Source organism: Acetobacter fabarum (assembly GCF_029069195.1).
In the GTDB taxonomy this organism is placed as follows: domain Bacteria; phylum Pseudomonadota; class Alphaproteobacteria; order Acetobacterales; family Acetobacteraceae; genus Acetobacter; species Acetobacter fabarum_A.
Window position 1 is genome coordinate 121,086 of sequence record NZ_JARDYK010000003.1, and the last position, 19,805, is coordinate 140,890.

Genomic DNA, 19,805 nt, shown 5'->3' on the forward strand with positions numbered 1-19,805 from the left:
TTGTCCTTAGGGTACGATTTTTTCTTTTTGACCAGCAGGCAGTTTTTTTCAGGAGCAGACCGTCTATGTCCAACGTAACCGTGATCGGTGCCCAGTGGGGCGATGAAGGCAAAGGCAAAATTGTTGACTGGCTCGCCAGCCGGGCCGACGTGGTGGTGCGTTTTCAGGGCGGTCACAATGCCGGCCATACGCTGGTGGTGGGCAATCAGGTTTACAAGCTGTCACTCCTGCCTTCAGGCGTTGTCAGCGGTAAGCTCGGTATTATCGGCAATGGTGTTGTGGTGGACCCGCAGGCCTTGCTGGCTGAAATTGCCCGCATTGGCGAGCAGGGGCTGAAGGTTACGCCCGAAACCCTGAAAATTGCTGAAAACGTGCCCCTGATCCTGCCTGTGCATGGTGCTCTTGACCGCGCGCGTGAGGCAGCCAGAGGCGACCGCAAGATCGGTACCACAGGCCGTGGCATTGGCCCTGCGTATGAAGACAAGGTAGCCCGTCGCGCCATCCGTCTGTGCGATCTGGCGGAGCCAGAAACGCTGGACTGGAAGCTGGACGAACTGCTCCTGCACCATAACACGTTGCTGGCAGGCCTTGGCGCGCAGACTTTCTCCAAGGACGAACTGCTGGCATTCCTGCGTGATGTTGCTCCCAAGGTGCTGCCATACATGGCTGCAACATGGGATATTCTGGACGATGCCCGCCGTAATGGCCGCCGTATCCTGTTCGAAGGTGCGCAGGCCGTTATGCTGGATGTGGACCACGGGACTTATCCGTTTGTGACCAGTTCCAACACTGTTGCTTCCAATGCGGGCACCGGGTCCGGCATGGGGCCATCGGCTGCAGGGTTTGTGCTGGGTATTGCCAAGGCCTACTGCACCCGTGTGGGTGAGGGGCCGTTCCCGACCGAACTGCATGATGATATTGGCCGCCGCCTTGGTGAGCGTGGGCATGAATTCGGTACGGTTACTGGGCGTCCGCGCCGTTGTGGCTGGTTTGATGCGGTTCTGGTCCGCCACGCTGTGCGGGTTGGCGGTATTAACGGGCTGGCCCTGACCAAGCTGGACGTGCTGGATGGTCTGGACAAGATCAACATCTGCATCGGTTATGAGCTTGATGGCCAGAAGATAGAACGCTTCCCTTCCGGTTCTGCCGCGCAGCAGCGTGTGCGCCCGGTGTATGAAACGATCGAGGGCTGGAAAGAAACAACGCAGGGCGCCCGTCGCTGGGCTGACCTGCCCGCGCAGGCCATCAAGTATGTACGCCGGGTGGAAGAACTGGTGGGGGCTCCTGTAACCCTGCTGTCCACCAGTCCGGACCGGGATGACACCATTCTGGTGCGTGACCCGTTTGAAGATTGATTTATGACGGTTCCATGACGAACCTTTTCAAGCCCCGGTCTTTGTGCCGGGGCTTTTTTGTGAGTGCCCCGCAGCTTTTGCAAGAGGGTCATAAAATATTCACAAAGCGGTTTTTGCTGTGTGAATGGCGGCTTTTAAGGGACTGCAGAAGGCCATAAAGTAGCCTGTACGGGGTTTGGGGCAGACAGGCGGTTGTTTTTTGTCATCTGTGCGTCATATCCTAGAGGCAGGTTTTTAAAAGGCATTCTGGTATGCATAAGGCAGATCTTCTGGTTGTTGAAGATGACCCGGCTCTCGCCCGGCTTGTTAGCTACAATCTGGAAAAACAGGGTTACATGGTTCGCCATGCCGCGGACGGAGAGGTGGCCCTGGAGTATGTTCGGCAACGTCGGCCGGACCTGATTCTGCTGGACTGGATGCTGCCGGGCATTTCCGGGCTGGAGGTTTGCCGTCGTTTGCGCGAGCAGGCCAGAACAGCCGCCTTGCCCATTATCATGTTCAGTGCCCGTGGCGAGGAAGCAGACACCATTCGTGGTCTGGATACGGGGGCGGATGATTATCTGGTCAAGCCCTTTAGTATGGATGCGCTGTTTGCCCGGGTTAAAGCCATTTTGCGCCGGGCTCCCCCTGCGGATAAGACTCTGCGGTTTGATACGTTGGTCATGGACCGGGTGAGCCACAAGGTCGAGCGCGATGGTCGTCAGCTATCTCTGGGGCCAACGGAATACCGGCTTCTGGAATTCCTCATGCTGCATCCGGCTCAGGTTTTCTCGCGCGAGGAGTTGCTTAAACACGCATGGGAGCGCAGTTCCTTTGTAGAGCTGCGCACAGTGGATGTGCATATCCGCCGCCTGCGACAGACCCTGAATGAAGGGGGTGGGGTGGATCTGATCCGCACCGTGCGGGCCCGTGGCTATGCGCTGGATAAAGCGCAGGACCCGGACTAGGCGATAACACCGCAAAAAGGGGCGGCGGATCATGCATGCTTGGCTGGCGGGGCTCTGCGGTATGGCAGGGGGCGGCGTGTTGGCGGCTGTGCCGCTGTTTATCGCTCGCTCAGGCCATTTTGAACCAATGCCTGACGATTCTGAACGGCAGAAAAGCCGGATAGGGCGTGATACCGCCTCCATAGTTACGCTGGACGAGGTTATGGCCAGCCTGCCAGCGGCAACGCTGGTGCTGAACGACACACGCCTGCCATGTGTGATTTCGCCCGAGGCCAAGCGGCAGTTCACAAACAGTCTTGGCAGCATTATCCGCCACCCGGCTTTTCAAAGCTCGGTGGACAGGCTCCTTGCACAGAAAAAAGAAGATCAGCAACCGGCTGAAGCGCTGGTTGTGCTGGATATTCCCCATTACCGTGTTGTGCGGGCATGGATGCAGAAGAAAACCGTGCCTGTTGCTTTTCTGCCCGAGGGGTACCGTAAGAGCGGGGGGGCGTTTTCGTCCAGAATAACGTTGGTCTTTGTTGCTTTGCATGACGAGACAGAGGCCGTTCTGGCCGAGCGGCAGCATACGGATTTTGTGGCTTTTGCCAGCCATGAGCTGCGCACGCCGCTGGCCTCCCTGCTGGGGTTCATAGAAACCCTGCAAGGTCCTGCGGCAGATGATCCGGTTATTCAAAAAGAGTTTCTGGGTATTATGTCCGAGCAGGCCAAGCGCATGCAGCGCTTGCTTGACGGGCTGCTCTACCTGTCCCGCGTGCAGATGCAGGAGCATCATAGACCAAAGGAAACAATCGGCATTGCCGAGCTGCTCAGGCGCTTGTCGGATGAGGCAGCGGGGTTGATTGCTGGCAAGCCCGTCCGTTTTCAGGTGCAGGCGGATGACGCGCAGGAACTCTGCGTACAGGGGGATGAAGCCCAGCTTTTGCAGGTGTTGATGAATCTTGTGGAAAACGCACTCAAATACGGTCTGTTTGATCGGGGTAAACGCAATGGAGACCCGTTGGGCATTACGGTTTCCTGTGCGCGGGCTGCAAAAAATGTTGGCTGGCCTACCGAGGCGGGGCTGGTGCTGAGCGTTACGGATACGGGTCCGGGTATTCCTGCGCGGCATCTTAACCGTTTGACCGAGCGCTTCTACCGCGTGGCCAAAACGGCCGCCAGCGTGCAGGGCAGTGGACTGGGGCTGGCTATTGTGCAGCAGATTCTGGCCCGCCATGATGGACGTTTTGTGGTGGAAAGCACTGTAGGTGAAGGAACGGCCTGCCGGATATGGCTGCCGCTGCTCAGCTAGGTCTTTAGTGTCATAAAACCGTCATGTAATTGTCCTGAAAGCATAATACCATTATGTTCTGATTTACTTTAACCCGGAACAGCGCGGCGCGTTTTTGTGTCCGTAAGCTTTTGCAATTGGCTCAGGGAAAAAAACAACATGCGTTTTTCAGTCAGGTCTGGAATGTGTCTGGCCGTCATGACCACCTTCCTTACGGCACTTCCAGCAGCATCTCGGGCCGAGAGCGTGACCGGTGCAGGCTCCAGCTTTGCCGCTCCGATTTATGAAGCATGGGGCGCGGTTGCAAAATCCGCCACTGGTGTGACTGTTAACTATCAGAGCGTAGGCTCCAGCGCAGGCCAGAACCAGATCGTGGCTGGTACGGTTGATTTTGGCGCATCTGATGCTCCGATGGATGCCCAGAAGCTTGAAACCAACCATCTCTTCCAGTTCCCCACGGTTATGGGTGGCATTGTTCCGGTTGTGAACATCCCCGGCGGGATCAAGCCCGATACGATCACGCTGAGCGGTGATGTGCTGGCTGCAATCTACGCAGGCACCATTACTTCCTGGAACGACCCCAAGATTGTTGCGCTGAACCCGGGCATCAAACTGCCAGAAGTTGCCATTGCGCCGGTTCATCGTGCGGATGGTTCGGGCACGACCTTTGTCTTCACGTCCTACCTTGCCGGTTCTTCCGCTTCCTGGAAGGAAAGCTACGGGGCGAGCACATCCATCAGCTGGCCCGGTGGCCTGGGTGCTCGTGGGAATGACGGCGTTGCAGCAACCGTGCAGAACACCGAAGGTGGCATTGGTTATGTGGAATATGCCTATGCAAGCCGTAACCACCTGACCACTGTCCGTCTGCGTAACCATGCAGGTGCCAGCGTTGCTGCAGGCATGACCAGCTTCTCCCACGCCGCGCAGGCAGCAGACTGGGGCCATGCTTCCCACTTTGCCGTTAACCTGCTGGATACGGATGGTCAGCAGGCTTGGCCGATCATGTCTGCAACCTACGTGCTGGTTCCGGTTCCCGCCCGTAATGCTGAGCGTGATCAGGCTGTGCAGAAGTTCTTTAACTGGAGCTTCAATAACGGTGATGGCATTGCTACCAAGCTGGATTACGTTCCGCTGCCCAAAACCGTTAAGGACAGCATTATGTCTGCCTGGAAAAGCGGAAAATAATCAGCATTTATATTTTCACTGCGGATTTGAGTTTATCGGAAAGCGACCCGGTAACGGGTCGCTTTTTTTCATAATACCGTAATGAAACCATCACCGAAGCATCACGCACAAAAAAGTTATGGCGGGTTATTCACTGCTCATCGTTCTTATCATGGAATGGCCACAATGCGCTGTAACTCGCTTTTTTCTTCTGTTGCTCTAACGTCTTTTATGTTGGCTGGAATCGCTCCTGTGGCCGAGGCCGCTTCCACTGAGGATTCCGAAATTCGTTTGCTGCGTGCGGAAATGTCCCAGATGCGTCGGGATATGCAGCAGCAGATTGTCAGCCTCAAGCATCAGCTGGCTAAAAGCGATGCAACCACAACCAAAGGCCGCATGGGGCAGGCTGGTGGCCACGGTCGCCACACCATGCATGTTGCTGATGGGAACTACGATCCGAACGTGCAGTTCGGCGAGCAGGAACCCATGAAAAAGATTGCTCCGCTGTCTGGCGTGGGCACTCCCCCGTCTGACCGTGGTGACACCATGTCCTGGAAGGACTTTAAGGCTGCTACGGCGTCTGATGAAGAAGTCCGCATTGGCGGCATGATTGTTGGTTTCCCCAAAGGTCGCTTTACGGTCTCCTCCGAAGACGGTGTTTACGGCTTCTCGGTCGGTCTGGCATTTCATGAAGACTTTGGTGGCTTCCTTGATGCTGGTCCGCGTGGCAACGAAGCTCATGGCGATTTCAATGGCTTTACCGAAAATGCCCGTCGTCTCCGTATTCCTTTCACCTTCCGGTATAAAGACTGGGTTGCTAACGTAACACCTGATTTTGGTGCTGGCGGTCCTGATGGTAACTCTACGGATCAGGGTTTGTATGAAGCTAATCTGAACTATACAGGTCTGCACAACACGATCCTGACGGTTGGTTACTTCCAGCCACGCGTGACGGAAGAAGACTCCGAAAGCTCGAACGACTTCGAAATGATGGAACGTCCTGCCATTACCGATGCCGTACGTAAAATTGCCGCAGGGGACGCCCGCTTCAGCTTCGGTGGCCTGCATTACGAAAAACGCTGGTGGATTGCTTCTTACTTTACAGGGCAGACCTACGGCGACCGTAAGGGTAACTCCGGCACTGCGAGCGCAACCAACCAGTACAATATGAATAGCCAGACGGGTGCTACGTTCCGTGCTGCTGGTCGTCCATATGTGTCAAAAGATATTGACGTGCATGTGGGTATTTCTGCCATTAGTGCCTTCAAGGTCGCGGAATACTGCAATAACTTTCAGAACACTGCCAATAATTGCAGTCGTACTGCTAGATTCGGCCAGTCGCCGGAAGTTAACTTGACCAGCACTAATCTGGTTAGCGCGGCAATCAGCAACGCATCATCAATCTGGTCCGCAGGGCCGGAACTTGGTTTCCGTTGGAAAAAGTTGTTACTTAAAGGCGAATACTATAACATTGGTGTCGAGCGTGGTAATCAGGCAACCACTGCTGCAGCACAGAAAACTGTTCATCTTCAGGGTTATTATGGCGCTGCCAACTACACCCTGTTTGGTAAAGGCCGCCAATATAACATCAAAGAAGGTGCGTTCAGCACTCCAAGTGTTGAACACGAATTTGACCCCTCACGTGGCTACTGGGGTGCGCTGGAAGTTACGGGTCGTTACAGCGTAACCGACTTCAGCGATGTTTCGGCCAATGTGAATGGTGGACGTCAGACCGTATGGTCCGGTGGTCTTAACTGGTATCCTAACCGTCACTTTCGCTTCATGCTTGACTTTAATCACTTCATTGTTTCCCAGAATGGCTCTGCGTGGAACAGTGCTGGTCGTAACGGGAACTCTCTTGCCGCCCGTGTGCAGGCTGCGTTCTGAAGCAGTCTGTCGCTGGCTTTGGTCAGAGATCAGTATGGGAAAGGGTCATTCGCAAGAATGGCCCTTTTTTTTGTCAAACTGTAAAAACAGGAGAATAAAAAACCATGCCTTCTGGCATGGTTTTTTATTTGAATCAGCACTCGTGGGCAGCTGTAGGGACGCTTGTCATGAGCAGTGGCCGCCGCCGCACAGCTTGCTTGCATGACCTGTATGGCCCAGATCTTATGGTGGATATCCGGGCCTAAGGTTAGCGTGAGTACCCATATCCGTAAGCGGGCTGCGGGGCGGGCAGGACATTTTTGTAAGAGATCATGCACGCTACATATGCATTGTTATACTGCGTTTGAATGCCACCCTGCTGGTTGTTGGAATAGAGGCTCCCCCCCAGACCACCACCCATGGCACCAGCGGCAGCCCCAATGCCTGCACCAGCGCCGCCACCAGCAGCCGCACCGAGCCCTGCGCCCAGCGCAGTTGCAGCCAGCCCACCATAAATAGCCTTATGGTTCTGCCGTTCGGCCTGCCCCTGCACGGCTGCAGCAGCCTGAGAACGGCAGAAATTCTGCTCCTGGAGGAACTGACCATAGTTTTTGCCCGGACCGGGGAGAATCTGCGTGGTTGGCCCCATGGGGGTTTCGGCACAGCCTGCCAGTAAAAGAACGGGCAAAAAGGCAACAGGAATCGCTATAAACTTCATCTGTCTCTCTCCAAATATATTGGATGCTGTTAAGCTGAGAGAAGTATGTCATTTTTTAGTTAATAGAGGAATAATAGAAAAAAGGGGCAAGGCTACCACTACCGACAAGCCTTGCTCCTTTTTTCTATCGTGCTCTTTATGGTGTAATGTTTAGCCGTGTCACCAGAAGCTGGTTGATGCGGAAACCTTCCACGTCTACGACCTCAAAACGGAAGCCTGAGGCGTCAACCCTATCGGTCTTGCGGGCCATACGGCGCAGGCGGTGCATGATAAAGCCGCTGATTGTGTCAAACTGCTCATGGTCGGGCAGGTTTGTAATATCCAGCTCACGCATGACTTCTCCAATGGGGGCTGCGCCATCCACCAGCCAGGAATTGGCATCACGCTGGACAATGGCCTGCTCCTCAAACGGGCTGGCCAGTCCGTCCATGAGGACGCCCATGATGTCCTTGAAGGTGATCAGCCCCACAACCAGTCCGTATTCGTTGACCACCAGCGCAAAACCAACACCCGATGTGTCGAACTGGGCTAGTGTATCCCACAGGTTCAGCGTTTCCGGTACGGAGGGTACGTCACGCCGCATACGGGCAATGGGGTTGGAGTGTGGGCGGCCAGATGGTGCTGTGGACGGGTCCACGACCGAAGCCAGAACATCTTCGGCACGAATGGAGCCAATAACCTTATCCAGCCCGCCATTGCACAGCGGGTAGCGCGAATAGGGCTCCATGCGCACTTTTTCATGGTTGTGCTCAGGGGTGTCCTGAATATCGAGAAAAATAATCTCGTCCCGTGGGGTCATGGCTGATGTAACGGACCGGTCCTGAAGCCCCAGCACGTTTTCGATCATCTGGTGTTCCTGCTGGAGCAGGGCGCCAGATGCGGTGCCCGCTGCCAGAATGGCGTGCAGGTCTTCAGGTGTTACGGGTTCTACTGCGGAGGCAGCCGGGATTTTGAGTGCTTTGAGCACCACATCGGAAATTTTGGAAAAAATCCAGACAACCGGGTAGAGAATCCGCAGTGCCAGCCGTGGGAACCAGCCCACGGCAAGAGCTACCTTGTCCGGGTTGTTCATGGCGACCCGTTTGGGCAACAGGTCAGCGAACAGTACGAACATGCCGGTGACAAAAATAAAGCTGAAGGTGGAAGCCAGATTCTGAGCCCACCAGTCGGAGAGGTTCCACTGGGTGAAAAAATCGGCCAGAGGAGGGGACAGCATTTCGGAGCTGACAATACCGCCCATAATCCCCACGCCGTTCAGGCATATCTGGATAACGGTGATAACCTGCCCGCTATTGCGGCGGAGTGCCAGAAAAGCCTGGGCACGCGGGTCTCCTGCTTCTGCGCGGCTGCGGAGCCTGACTTCCCGGGCGGCTGCAAAGGAGATTTCGGAAAGCGCGATCAGGATACTGATCGCGATAAGCAGAACAAGGGTCAACAGACCCATTATGAACAGGAGCAAGAGAACGTCCGCTATACGGTTAGAATGTCATAGTATGAACAAAAAGTGAGTCGCTGACCAGCGTGATTCCAAATTGTATTTTTTATGTCACGTATGACATGCGAAAGACTTCAAAATTCTGTCAGCGCGCGACCCGGAGGCTCTGCCTGCGTTCGTGAAGGGCGTGTGTGCTATGGTGTTTCATTTTGCCGGATAAAAACTGATGTTTGATGCGCTCTACCTTGAACAGGCAGGCCAGACGGTCACTTTGCGAAAACTACCCGAAAATGCCTTGCCTGACGAGGAGGTGACAGTCCGTGTTCACTGGTCGGGCCTGAATTACAAGGATGCGCTGGCCATTACCGGGCGCGGCCCTGTGGTGCGGGCATGGCCAATGGTGCCGGGGATTGATTTTGCAGGTGTGGTTGAGCGCTCCTCGAACCCTGATTTTACGGTTGGGCAGCGGGTAATGCTGAATGGCTGGGGTGTGGGCGAAAAGCACTGGGGCGGCCTTGCGCAAAAAGCCAGCGTTCGGGGGGCGTGGTTGCAGCCTTTGCCGCAGGGTTTGAACGCGCAGCAGGTTCTGGCGCTGGGCACGGCGGGCTTTACGGCCATGCTGTGTGTGCAGGCGCTGGTGCGTGAAGGCGTGGAACCCAGGTCTGGCCCGGTTCTGGTGAGTGGGGCTACGGGCGGGGTTGGGAGTGTGGCGGTCATGCTTCTGGCTCGGCTGGGGTATGAGGTTGTAGCGATCACCGGTCGCCTGAAGGAACAACCCTATCTATTAAGGCTCGGGGCTTCCGAGGTGCTTGCGCGCTCACATTTTGAAATGCCTTCCCGCCCATTGGAAAAAGCCCGTTGGGCAGGGGCGGTGGATGTGGTGGGCGGGCAGGTTCTGGCCTCCGTCTGTGCATCCATGAAACCGCAGGGCGTGGTAACGGCTTGTGGTCTGGCGGGGGGTATGGAGTTCCCTGCGACTGTCGCTCCCTTTATTCTGCGGGGCGTAACGCTGGTGGGCATAGATAGTGTGATGTGCACCAAAGAGGTCCGGCAGAACATGTGGGATCGCCTGGCGCTATTGGTGGACAAAGACCTGCTGGCGGAAATGACTCGGGTTATCTCTTTGTCAGACGCCATCGCTGCGGCCACGGACCTGCTGGACGGCAGAATAAAAGGTCGTCTTGTGGTTGAGGTGCCGTGAGTCGCGCTGTTTTTGGCTGAAACTGACGGTTATGAGTATCTTTTTAAGTGAATGATAATTTATTGGGTAATGTAACTATTTTTTATTTTGTGTGAATGTATGAAAATTGGAAAGATTAAGTTTCTGTAAAATGACATAAAAACCAATAAAAAATTTATTTGTTTGTAATGATAAAACAAAATTCTCATTTAATATGAATGTACGCGTATAATTATTTTTCTTCGTGGGGAGCATTAATGATATTTAAATGCTATCATGAAAATTATTCAAAATATACTCCAGAGTAAGAGGACGGAGTAGCTCTTTCGTGTAGTTGAGAATTTTCTCAACTACGGATCGCTCTTGACTAAAGTTACAGATAAATGTAACTAACAAAATTGTTAAGTGAATTATGTAAGTATTGAGCCATGGACGCCACACCCGCCCGATCACACGGCGCAGATATGACAAAGGGACTGGCCCGTCAGGTGCGTGGCTGGTTGCTGGGTTCTGTTGTGGGGGGTGGTGTGTCAGCTGTTCTGCTGGTGTGCCAGTTTATCCTTCTGGCCCATCTTGTGGATGATCTGGCGTTCCATGGCCGCGGCCTGAAGACGGAAATTTCTGTGTTCGGGCTTATCCTGACCTGCCTTGTGGGGCAGGTGGGTGCGCGTTTTGTGTCTGATATCATGGGAACACAGGCGGGGTTGCGGGTTGCAGGCCATGTTCGGGGGCGGTTGCTGACGCACCTGTTGGCGGCGGGGCCTATGGTCTGCGCTGGTGTGCCTGCGGGGGAGGTCGTGACCACCTTTACAGAGGGCGCGCGCGCGCTGGTTCCCTATTTTGCCCGCTATGTGCCTTCTGCCGCCATGATGGTGGTTCTGCCACTCCTTATTCTGGCGGTAGTGGCGGGAGTGGACGGGTGGAGTTTTTTTGTGCTTGCCTGCACCGGCCCGCTTGTGCCGGTTTTTATGGTGTTTGTGGGCTATGGCGCGCAAACCATCATGGATCGGCGGTGGCGGGAGCTGTCCCTGCTCGGGGGGAGTTTTCTCGATGCATTGCGGGGGTTGAAAACCCTGCGTCTGTTTGGCCGTACGCAGGATAGTCTGGACCGTATTGCCCATCTGGCGGATGCGCATGGACGCACCACCCTGTCTGTCATGAAGGTGGCGTTCCTGACATCGGCAGCGCTGGAGTTTTTCTCCAGCCTTTCCATCGCACTGGTTGCCGTTGTTTTTGGTACGCGTCTGCTGGCTGGCACGGCCGATTTTCGGTCTGCTTTTCTGGTTCTTCTGCTGGCCCCAGAGTATTTTATGCCTCTGCGTACATTTTCTGCCAGTTATCATGCACGCCAGAATGCCCAGGCCGCCATGGAGCATATGGGCAAACTGTTTGCCCTGCCTGCGCAGGCGGAGCGTTACGGTATGCAAATATCACAACCGGTTGGGGGTATCAGTGCCTTGGCATGCACCGGGCTTGAGGTGCAGACCCCTGACGGTACACCCGTTTTGCGGCACGTTACCTGCCATTTTGCCCGTAACCGGTTGACTGTTTTAACGGGGGCGAGTGGTGCGGGTAAAACCACGCTACTCAATACCCTGCTGGGTTTTTTACAGCCTGCTGCCGGATGTGTGGAAGCTTACGATACATCCGGTCTGCCCGTGCCGCTGAATGGTGTGCGCATGGCATGGGTGCCGCAGCATCCGCTTATGGTTTTTGGCACTGTGGCTGACAATCTGCGTCTGGGTACACCGGGGGTGGATATGCAGCAGTTGCGGCAGGCCGCAGCCTTGGCAGATGCGCTGGGTTTTATAGAAGCGCTGCCCGACGGGTTTGAAACGCATATAGGTGAACGGGGGAGTCGCCTGTCCGGCGGGCAGGTCCGCCGTCTGGCTCTGGCGCGGGCATTACTGCAAAACCCGGATGTTCTGGTGCTGGACGAACCTACGGCAGGGCTGGATACGGTGAGTGCCCTGCATGTGGCTAGTGCCCTGCGCCGGTGTGTAGCCGGGCGTATTGTGGTGGTTGCAACGCACAGGCAGGCGCTGGCTGACCGGGCAGATGTGCTGCTGCATGTGGTTGATGGCACGGTAGAGGGTGTTCCTGTGCAGAAGGAGACTGTTGCATGAGCATGGCACAAGACTCTCTGGCCGGTGGCGCGCACGGTTTTTTCCGTCTTTCGGTAGGGTTGCGCTGGCGTCTTGCTCTTGGCGTAGGGTTTGCCTGTGCTGCGGCGCTGGCCAGTTTCGGGCTGCTTTTTCTGTCAGGCTGGCTACTGGCGGGGGCTGCGGTTGCCGGGCTGGGCGGGCAAGCCATGGCGCGGGCCTTCAATATCGTGCTGCCAGCAACGGGTGTGCGGTTTTTCGCCATGGTTCGCATTATAGCCCGCTATCTGGAGCGGGTTGTAGCGCATGATGGCGCACTTCGTCTGGGTGGGCATTTGCGTGCATGGGTTTATGCCCGCCTTGCTCCGCTTGCTCCCGCCGGGCTGATGGACCAGCAGGGCGGTGACCTGCTGGGGCGCTTTGTCTCCGATACCGACAAAGTGGCGGCATATTACACAGATGTAGCACTCCCCTTTCTGCGGGCATTGCTGTGTGGTGTTGTGTTTGTAGGCGTATTCGCCTGCTTTACACTCCCTGCGGCAGCGCTTCTGGCTGCGGGGCTGTTGCTTGGTGGTGTTCTGGTGCCTTTGCTGGCGGGTCCTGCAATGGACCGGCTGGTGCGGGTAGAGGCTGAAAAGCAGAGCCACATTCAGGCGGAACTGGCGCAAACACTCCAGAATATGGGGGAATATCTGCTTTTGGATGCCGCCAATAGCCGGGTTAGGCAGTGGCAGGCGCTACAGGCCGGAATGGATAAGGCATGCTGGAAGCTGGATGTGCTGGAAAGTGCCGCGCGTGGCCTGATAACCCTTATCACCTTTGCTACGGCGCTGGGGGTTCTGGTTCTGGCGGTTGGCGCCTGCCGGGCAGGGCAGTTGAGTATTGCGGAAGTTCCCATGCTGGTGCTAGGGGTTCTGGCAGCTTTTGATGTGGCCGCCCCCCTGCCTCTGGCGCGTCAGGCCGCAGCGCAGGCAAAGCTTGCCACCATGCGGCTGGATGTGGCCTGCCCCTCCAGTGCGCCACGGCCAGTGGTGCAGGGGGCAGACCTTCCGCACGCACCGTATGATCTGGTGGTGCGTGACCTGAGCTTTGCATACCCGAAAACGGTCAGCCCTGTTTTGCAGAATGCTAACCTGATCATCCGTCAGGGTGAGCATGTGGGGCTGATCGGACCATCCGGTATTGGCAAAAGCAGCCTGATCAACCTGCTTTTTGGCTTTTACGCGCCCGATAGTGGCAGCATAAGCTTTGGCGGGGTGGATGTGCGTACACTGCGTGCAGAAGATATGGCGGCTTTTGTAAGTGTGGCCGCACAGGACTTCCACCTGTTTGCAGGCACACTGAGAGACAATCTTCTGCTTGCAGCCCCCCATGCAACAGAGCAGGAGCTTGTGGAGGTGCTGGAGACAGCACAGCTTACACAATTCATCCAGTCTTTACCACAGGGTTTGCAAACCTGGGTTGGTAATGATGGCCTGCGCCTGTCTGGTGGGCAAGCGCGCAGGGTGGCGGTGGCTCAGGCCCTGTTGCGCGCCACACCATGGCTTGTTCTGGACGAACCAACCGAGGGGCTTGATACCCCTCTTGAACAGGCCCTTATGGCAGCGTTGGTGCAGCGGTGTGAGCAGACAACCATTGTATGCATGACCCACCGGCAGGCGGTGCTTCCGTTCATGCACAGGGTTATCAGGGTGGAGGACGCGTGTTTTCGCCCCGGAGGAGGGAGCGACATGAAGAGCTGAAAGTGAAAAACGCTTTTATTCTGTAATAAGGTTAAAAAAATGGACTTAATTAATCCTACGGTCGTTGACCTTTCGCGTTTTCAGTTTGCGTTAACGGCCCTTTATCACTTCATGTTTGTCCCTCTGACATTGGGACTGACCTTTATGCTGGCTGCCATGGAGACGGTGTACGTCGTGACTGGCAAGCAGGTGTACAAGGATATGACCCTGTTCTGGGGCAAGCTGTTTGGCATCAACTTTGCTTTGGGTGTGGCAACCGGCCTGACCATGGAGTTTGAGTTCGGCACCAACTGGTCCATGTATTCCCGCTTTTTTGGCGACATGTTTGGAACGCCACTGGCTATTGAAGGGCTTATGGCCTTCTTTATGGAATCCACGTTTGTCGGGCTGATGTTTTTTGGCTGGGACCGTCTGAGCAAGCCTGCGCATCTGGCTATTACCTATCTGGTGGCGCTGGGTTCCAACCTGTCTGCTTTGTGGATTCTGGTTGCCAATGCCAGCATGAATATGCCCAATGGCGCGCATTTTGACCCCGAAACCCTGCGGATGACATTCGACAGCTTTGTTGATGTTGTCTTCAACCCCGATGCACAGGCCAAGTTCGTACATACTTCGGTTGCGGGTTATGTAGCGGCATCCCTGTTTGTCATGGGGATTAGTGCGTTCTATCTGTTGCGCAAGCAGCACCGTGATTTTGCCGCGCGTTCTTTTCGTATGGCGGCTCTGTTTGGTATTTTTTCCACCGTTGCAGTCATTACGCTGGGTGATGTGCTGGGGCGTCTGGATTACGAACACCAGCCTACCAAGATCGCGGCGATGGAAGGGCTGTGGCATACCAGCAAGCCTCCCTATGAACCCTGGATTATTGCAGCCCTGCCCAATGATGCAAAGCAGGAAAGCTCGTTTGAGATCGGGGTACCTTTTGTACTGACGCCCCTGATCACGCACAGCTTCAGCATGCCCATTACAGGTATGATCGAACTGGAAGATGCTGCTGCTCCACACATTGCGTCTGGCATTACAGCCGTAAGTGCCCTGCGCCGGTATGAAGAAAACCATCAGGCAGCTGATCTGGAGGAATTCCATGCCCACCAGAACGACATGGGGTATGGTCTGCTTGCCACCCGCCATGCGCCGGGTCAGGACGTAACTGCCATTGCGCCTGAACAGCTCCAGAGCGTTATTGAACAGACAAAGCCCGATATTCTGCCCAATGTTTTTGTAACCTTCTGGTCGTTCCGCCTGATGGTGTTTTTGGGTGTGTTCTTTTTCGTGCTGTTTGCCATGGCGTCTTACCTGAGCCTCAAAAATCAGCTTGAGCGCAATCCGCTGTTCCTCAAACTGTGCATGTGGTCCATTCCCCTGCCGATTCTGGCTACCGAGTTTGGCTGGATTACGGCTGAAGCCGGTCGGCAGCCCTGGACCGTGTTTGACCGTCTGCCAACCTTTATGTCCGCTTCCACACACAGCGTGCCCTACATGCTGTTCTCATTGGCCGGGTTTACTGTGCTTTACAGCATATTTATCGCGGTTGAGCTTTACCTGATGTTCAAGTTCGCCCGGCTGGGGCCAGAAGCGCATGGTCCGCATGAAGATGCAGATCCCGCACATCTGTCCGTTGTGGCGCATTAAGGAAGGTCCTGCATCATGGATGTTTATGTTGTTTTAAAACTTATATGGGCTGGCCTTTTATGTGTGCTGCTGATCGGGCTTGGCCTGATGGTGGGCATGGACATGGGGGTAGGCACCCTGCTGCGCTTTGTGGGGCGTACGGATGGGGAGCGCCGCACCGCGCTCAACATCATTGGTCCGCACTGGGATGGTAACCAGGTCTGGTTCATTCTGGGTGGTGGCGCTATTTTTGCAGCGTTTCCCACGCTGTATGCCACGTCTTTTTCGGTGTTCTATGTGGTGATGATCCTGCTGCTGTTCAGCATGATCCTGCGCCCCGTAGCCTTTGAATACCGCTCCAAGGTGGAAGCCCGCCTGTGGCGCGCAAGCTGGGATTGGGTTTTTCTGATTTCCGGCTTTCTGCCCATGTTTGTCTACGGCGCAGCCTTTGGCAATATTCTGCAAGGTGTGGGTTATCATTTTAACTGGACCGGGCAGTATTTTCAGGACGGCTCCTTCCTGAGCTATCTGCTTAACCCCTTTGCCATTCTGTGTGGTCTTATGGCTGTCTGCCTGAGCGTCATGCAAGGTGGCATCATGCTGATGATCCGTTCGGAAAATCCCATTCATGACCGGGCACGGCGCTATGCCAGCCGTGCGGGGATTGCTGCGGTTGTTCTGTTCCTTGCCGGTGGCGTATGGATCCGCAACATGTCGGGTTTTGTGCTTGAGCAGGGCGATCCTGGCATGGCGGCAAACCCCATGCAGGGGCAGCATGTGAGCGTGCAGGTGGGTGCGTGGTTGCATAACTATGCAGCACACCCCATTTTGTGGCTGGTGCCTGTGATTGGCGTGTTCAGCATGCTGGCAGGTGTGGCGCTTGTGCAGGCTAACCGGTCTCATATGGCCTGGTGGATGGGCCTTGGTTCCTGGGTAGGTACAATTGGTACGGTTGCGGCCGCCATGTTCCCGTTCTTCATGCCGTCCACCACACGTCCTGACCAGAGCCTGACAATCTGGAACAGCTCGGCCAGCCAGTACGGTCTGACCTGCATGCTGGTTGTGGCCCTGATCTTTGTGCCGCTTATCCTGTGTTACACATCCTGGTGTTATTACGTGATGCGCGGGAAAGTCCACACGGCGGATATCATCAAAGATACGCATAGTTACTGAAAAGGAGAGGGCGCATGATCACATTGCTGCGTTTTGCGGGGCTGGGTCTGGCTCTGGTAGTGGCTCTTCTGTTCGCCGTTTTTGTGGGTGACCAGGGGCCTTGGTATTTTGCATGGGCGGTTGGTACGGTCATGATTATTCTGGTCGCAGCCGCAGGTGGTGTCCTGTTTGATGCACAGGCGGATGCGTCTGTGTCGGAAGGGGAGTTCTGAATATGATGGGAGATCTGGAGGCCATTATATTTTTTGTGCCATTTTTGTATTTGTCGTTTTATATCATAGCATTTTCTGTTATAAAGAAAATGTTTCCCTAGCCTGCGATTCTAGCATCAGGGAAGCCTCACAAAGGGATAGCCTGCATACCTATGGTATGCAGGCTATTTTGTTTTGTAGTACATAAAAAACCCGTTCTTACAATGGGATTATAAGAACGGGTTGTAAAAGTTATTATTTATTATGGAATTTTAAAAAGTTACTGGTATCTTTAAGCCTCCAGACCGCCATCGACAGGCAGGGCAGCCCCTGTGATGTAGGAGGCTTTGGGGCTGGCCAGAAAAGCAGCCATGGCGGCAATATCATCCACCTTGCCGTAAGTGCCAGTTGCAACAAAGCTGCTGATAAGGGCAGCACCTTCCCCATCTTCGGGGTTCATGTCGGTGTGGATCGGGCCGGGTTCGATTACATTGGCTGTAATGCCGCGGCTTCCCATATCCCGCGCTACGCCCTTGGCAAAACCACGAAGAGCCGCCTTTGTGGCTGCATAAAGCGAAATGCCGGGGAAAGGTGCGCGTGCACCAAAAGCGGAACCGATGTAAATAATCCGCCCGCCCTCCTTCATGTGTTTTACGGCTTCCATGGTTTCCACCATGACGGCACGCACATTCAGGTTCAGAATGTTTTCAATCTGTGCCACCGTCATTTCATCAATCGGGCCGTAGGGATACGTGCCAGCATTGCAAACAAGTGCGTCAATACGGCCAAAAGCAATAATGGTTTCAGCAATGACTTCACGGTTGCCTTCAATTCTGGTGCCATTGGCTTTGATGGTCAGCGCCTTGCGGCCCAGAGCGCGGATTTTTTCTGCAACTTTTTCAGCAGCACCCGAACTGCTGGAATAGGAAATGGCAATATCATACCCGTCTTTTGCCAGAGCTTCTGCAATGGCGGCCCCAATACCCCGGCTCCCGCCGGTTACAATAGCAACTCGATTGCTCATGATTTTTAAAACCTTTCAAAATTTAAGATGGTTTTCAGCCGTTGTTCAAACCCAACATCAGGCTGATGTTCTGCAATGCAGCCCCAGACGCGCCCTTGCCCAGATTATCCAGACGTGCGCTCAGCAGGGCCTGCCTGTTCTGTGTACTGGCATGCACGCGCAGTTCCATGTTGTCACGTCCGGCCAGAGCCTCGGCGGAGAGACTGGGTTCAGGCGACATAACCCTCACATGGGCCTGCCCGGCATAATGTTCGTGCAGAAGGGCGTGCAGATCATCCCCGGTGACATGGCCTTTCAGGTCATCCAGATGCAGGGGAATGGAGACAATCATCCCACGCGCAAAATGCCCGACCGATGGCACAAAAACCGGACGCCGCGTAAGGTTGGCGTGCTGGTGGATCTCGGGCACATGCTTATGTTCCAGACTGAGCCCATACAGTTCAAATGCCGGGCCACCTTTATGTTCGTGCGCCTCAATCATGCTGCGCCCGCCACCGGAGTACCCGCTGACGGCGTTAATGCACATAGGGTAGTGTGCATCCAGCACACCGGCATCTACCAGTGGGCGAAGCAGGGCAATGGCCCCCGTGGGGTAACAGCCGGGGTTGGATACGCGTGGTGCGCTGGCAATGGCCCGGTCCTGACCTTTGGCCAGTTCGGGAAAGCCGTAAACCCAGGCGGGGTCCGTGCGGTAAGCTGTGCTGGCGTCCAGCAGGCGGGGGGCTGCATCGCCCAGTGTTGCCGCCATATGTACCGCCTCGCGTGAGGCGTCGTCTGGCAGGCACAGAACAACCAGATCGGCTGCGGCCATGGCGTCCTTGCGGGCGACCGGGTCTTTGCGCCGGGCGGGATCGATTGAAAACAGCGTAACAGGCAGGGCAGAAAGGCGCTCGCGTATTTCCAGCCCTGTTGTGCCTGCTTCGCCATCAATGAAGATAACGGGTTTCTGTGTCATGCCTTCCTCTTCTGATTTTTGGGGTAGGTTAGGCTTTCTGCCTGCAGGCGCATAGACGCAGCACAGGATTATGGCACAATGTTTATTAACACATACAGCCCCCCGTTGCCCGTGCGGCAGACCTCCAGAACAGGCAGAGACCATGACCAGCAGAGTACATCCCCCCGCAATCTCCCTTGTCGATGCGGTGCAGAACCGGCACAAGGCGGCACAGAATATTGAGCGGCTGCTTGCTCTTATGGCACGGTTGCGGGACCCGGAGGAAGGCTGTCCGTGGGACCGCGAACAGACACACCAGACCATAGCGCCCTACGCCATTGAAGAGGCGTACGAGGTACTTGATGCCATTCAGCGGCAGGACTGGCAGGCTTTCCCCGATGAGTTGGGAGACCTTCTGTTACAGGTTGTCTATCAGGCTCAACTGGCGGAAGAGCAGGGGAGATTCGCTTTTGCCGATGTGGCGGAAATTGTTACGGAAAAAATGATCCGTCGGCATCCGCACGTAACCTTTGGCACGGACGTGCTGGGGGGTGCCGCTCAACCTCAACCCGCAGAGGCTGAACTGTCGGCACGAGCCATGCCAGGGCAGTGGGAGGCGATCAAGGAGCAGGAGCGCAAACATCTGGCGCAATCTGGTGGGAAGGCGATGCAGCATTCTGGCGCACTGACAGGTGTGCCGCCAGCTCTGCCAGCTCTGCTCCGTGCCTCCAAACTGGCATCCCGCGCGGCCCGTGTCGGGTTTGACTGGCCCGACATTTCCGGTGTTCTGGATAAGGTGTATGAAGAAATAAGCGAATTTTCAGTAGAGATGCAGAAGAACGACCGGGAAAAAATGCAGGATGAACTGGGCGATGTCCTGTTTTCTATTGCCAGTCTTGCGCGCCGCCTGAAACTGGACCCGGAGACCTGTCTGCGTCAGGCCTGTGACAAGTTTACCCGTCGCTTCGAAGCAGTGGAAACCCGTCTGGCGCAGGAAGGTCTGAGCATGCAGGACCAGAACGTGGAGAAACTGGATGCCGTATGGAATGCGGTCAAGCAGGCTGAAAAGCCTTGAAAGGCAGAACGGCTGGAG

At 55.4% G+C, this 19,805-nt stretch carries 16 protein-coding genes; 12 read left to right on the top strand and 4 right to left on the bottom strand.

Annotation, left to right across the window (positions count from 1 at the left end):
• Positions 1 to 65: 65 nt before the first annotated feature.
• From PY793_RS06220 to PY793_RS06240, 5 genes are all read left to right on the top strand, one after another.
• Complete coding sequence (locus tag PY793_RS06220) at positions 66 to 1,355, top strand: adenylosuccinate synthase (RefSeq protein WP_275177232.1); 1,290 nt, start codon at positions 66 to 68, stop codon at positions 1,353 to 1,355.
• Positions 1,356 to 1,606: 251 nt separating this feature from the next.
• Complete coding sequence (gene phoB / locus PY793_RS06225) at positions 1,607 to 2,302, top strand: phosphate regulon transcriptional regulator PhoB (protein WP_275177233.1); 696 nt, start codon at positions 1,607 to 1,609, stop codon at positions 2,300 to 2,302.
• A 127-nt stretch (positions 2,303 to 2,429) separates the two neighbouring features.
• Positions 2,430 to 3,593, top strand: a complete 1,164-nt coding sequence (locus PY793_RS06230; RefSeq protein ID WP_275177234.1) for a sensor histidine kinase — start codon at positions 2,430 to 2,432, stop codon at positions 3,591 to 3,593.
• A 177-nt stretch (positions 3,594 to 3,770) separates the two neighbouring features.
• The gene (gene pstS, locus PY793_RS06235; protein ID WP_275177235.1) at positions 3,771 to 4,757 is read left to right on the top strand and encodes a phosphate ABC transporter substrate-binding protein PstS; all 987 of its coding nucleotides are present in this window, start codon (positions 3,771 to 3,773) and stop codon (positions 4,755 to 4,757) included.
• A 156-nt stretch (positions 4,758 to 4,913) separates the two neighbouring features.
• A complete protein-coding gene (locus tag PY793_RS06240) occupies positions 4,914 to 6,623 on the top strand; it encodes an OprO/OprP family phosphate-selective porin (RefSeq protein ID WP_275177236.1) in 1,710 nt (569 codons plus the stop codon).
• 247 nt (positions 6,624 to 6,870) lie between these two features.
• Here PY793_RS06240 and PY793_RS06245 read toward each other — a convergent pair whose 3' ends face one another.
• Together PY793_RS06245 and PY793_RS06250 are read right to left on the bottom strand one after the other, a co-directional pair.
• The gene (locus tag PY793_RS06245) at positions 6,871 to 7,320 is read right to left on the bottom strand and encodes a glycine zipper family protein (RefSeq protein WP_275177237.1); all 450 of its coding nucleotides are present in this window, start codon (positions 7,318 to 7,320) and stop codon (positions 6,871 to 6,873) included.
• 136 nt (positions 7,321 to 7,456) lie between these two features.
• Entirely contained in the window at positions 7,457 to 8,779 is a 1,323-nt protein-coding gene (locus PY793_RS06250) for a hemolysin family protein (protein ID WP_275177238.1), read from the bottom strand.
• Positions 8,780 to 8,981: 202 nt separating this feature from the next.
• Here PY793_RS06250 and acuI point away from each other — a divergent pair, with 202 nt between their 5' ends.
• The 6 genes from acuI (at position 8,982) to PY793_RS06280 (ending at position 16,775) form a co-directional block, all read left to right on the top strand.
• Positions 8,982 to 9,956, top strand: coding sequence for an acrylyl-CoA reductase (NADPH) (gene acuI, locus PY793_RS06255; protein ID WP_275177239.1), 975 nt, complete (start codon positions 8,982 to 8,984; stop codon positions 9,954 to 9,956).
• Between the two features lie 407 nt (positions 9,957 to 10,363).
• Positions 10,364 to 12,061, top strand: a complete 1,698-nt coding sequence (gene cydD, locus PY793_RS06260) for a thiol reductant ABC exporter subunit CydD (protein WP_275177240.1) — start codon at positions 10,364 to 10,366, stop codon at positions 12,059 to 12,061.
• The gene (cydC, locus tag PY793_RS06265) at positions 12,058 to 13,779 is read left to right on the top strand and encodes a thiol reductant ABC exporter subunit CydC (RefSeq protein WP_275177241.1); all 1,722 of its coding nucleotides are present in this window, start codon (positions 12,058 to 12,060) and stop codon (positions 13,777 to 13,779) included. The genes cydD and cydC overlap by 4 nt, the downstream gene beginning before the upstream one ends.
• A 39-nt stretch (positions 13,780 to 13,818) precedes the next feature.
• Positions 13,819 to 15,411 carry a cytochrome ubiquinol oxidase subunit I gene (locus PY793_RS06270; RefSeq protein ID WP_275177242.1) on the top strand — a complete coding sequence of 531 codons (1,593 nt, stop codon included), beginning with the start codon at positions 13,819 to 13,821 and terminating at the stop codon, positions 15,409 to 15,411.
• A gap of 15 nt (positions 15,412 to 15,426) precedes the next feature.
• The gene (gene cydB / locus PY793_RS06275; RefSeq protein WP_275177243.1) at positions 15,427 to 16,563 is read left to right on the top strand and encodes a cytochrome d ubiquinol oxidase subunit II; all 1,137 of its coding nucleotides are present in this window, start codon (positions 15,427 to 15,429) and stop codon (positions 16,561 to 16,563) included.
• 14 nt (positions 16,564 to 16,577) lie between these two features.
• Positions 16,578 to 16,775, top strand: a complete 198-nt coding sequence (locus PY793_RS06280; protein ID WP_165925530.1) for a hypothetical protein — start codon at positions 16,578 to 16,580, stop codon at positions 16,773 to 16,775.
• A gap of 271 nt (positions 16,776 to 17,046) precedes the next feature.
• Here PY793_RS06280 and PY793_RS06285 read toward each other — a convergent pair whose 3' ends face one another.
• The gene (locus tag PY793_RS06285; RefSeq protein WP_275177244.1) at positions 17,047 to 17,778 is read right to left on the bottom strand and encodes an SDR family NAD(P)-dependent oxidoreductase; all 732 of its coding nucleotides are present in this window, start codon (positions 17,776 to 17,778) and stop codon (positions 17,047 to 17,049) included.
• A 34-nt stretch (positions 17,779 to 17,812) separates the two neighbouring features.
• On the bottom strand, positions 17,813 to 18,733 hold the full coding sequence (gene argC, locus PY793_RS06290) for an N-acetyl-gamma-glutamyl-phosphate reductase (RefSeq protein WP_275177245.1): 921 nt from the start codon (positions 18,731 to 18,733) through the stop codon (positions 17,813 to 17,815).
• A 70-nt stretch (positions 18,734 to 18,803) separates the two neighbouring features.
• Between argC and mazG the strand changes: the two genes are divergently transcribed.
• Entirely contained in the window at positions 18,804 to 19,787 is a 984-nt protein-coding gene (gene mazG / locus PY793_RS06295) for a nucleoside triphosphate pyrophosphohydrolase (RefSeq protein WP_408744674.1), read from the top strand.
• Positions 19,788 to 19,805: the final 18 nt, after the last annotated feature.

Coding starts and splice junctions, on each gene's coding strand:
- phoB (WP_275177233.1), top strand. CDS start 1,607: ATGCATAAGGCAGATCTTCTGGTTGTTGAAGATGACCCGGCTCTCGCC.
- cydB (WP_275177243.1), top strand. CDS start 15,427: ATGGATGTTTATGTTGTTTTAAAACTTATATGGGCTGGCCTTTTATGT.
- argC (WP_275177245.1), bottom strand. CDS start 18,733: ATGACACAGAAACCCGTTATCTTCATTGATGGCGAAGCAGGCACAACA.
- cydD (WP_275177240.1), top strand. CDS start 10,364: ATGGACGCCACACCCGCCCGATCACACGGCGCAGATATGACAAAGGGA.
- PY793_RS06280 (WP_165925530.1), top strand. CDS start 16,578: ATGATCACATTGCTGCGTTTTGCGGGGCTGGGTCTGGCTCTGGTAGTG.
- pstS (WP_275177235.1), top strand. CDS start 3,771: ATGACCACCTTCCTTACGGCACTTCCAGCAGCATCTCGGGCCGAGAGC.
- acuI (WP_275177239.1), top strand. CDS start 8,982: ATGTTTGATGCGCTCTACCTTGAACAGGCAGGCCAGACGGTCACTTTG.
- PY793_RS06220 (WP_275177232.1), top strand. CDS start 66: ATGTCCAACGTAACCGTGATCGGTGCCCAGTGGGGCGATGAAGGCAAA.
- PY793_RS06285 (WP_275177244.1), bottom strand. CDS start 17,778: ATGAGCAATCGAGTTGCTATTGTAACCGGCGGGAGCCGGGGTATTGGG.
- PY793_RS06270 (WP_275177242.1), top strand. CDS start 13,819: ATGGACTTAATTAATCCTACGGTCGTTGACCTTTCGCGTTTTCAGTTT.
- PY793_RS06230 (WP_275177234.1), top strand. CDS start 2,430: ATGCCTGACGATTCTGAACGGCAGAAAAGCCGGATAGGGCGTGATACC.
- mazG (WP_408744674.1), top strand. CDS start 18,804: ATGGCACAATGTTTATTAACACATACAGCCCCCCGTTGCCCGTGCGGC.
- PY793_RS06240 (WP_275177236.1), top strand. CDS start 4,914: ATGGCCACAATGCGCTGTAACTCGCTTTTTTCTTCTGTTGCTCTAACG.
- cydC (WP_275177241.1), top strand. CDS start 12,058: ATGAGCATGGCACAAGACTCTCTGGCCGGTGGCGCGCACGGTTTTTTC.
- PY793_RS06245 (WP_275177237.1), bottom strand. CDS start 7,320: ATGAAGTTTATAGCGATTCCTGTTGCCTTTTTGCCCGTTCTTTTACTG.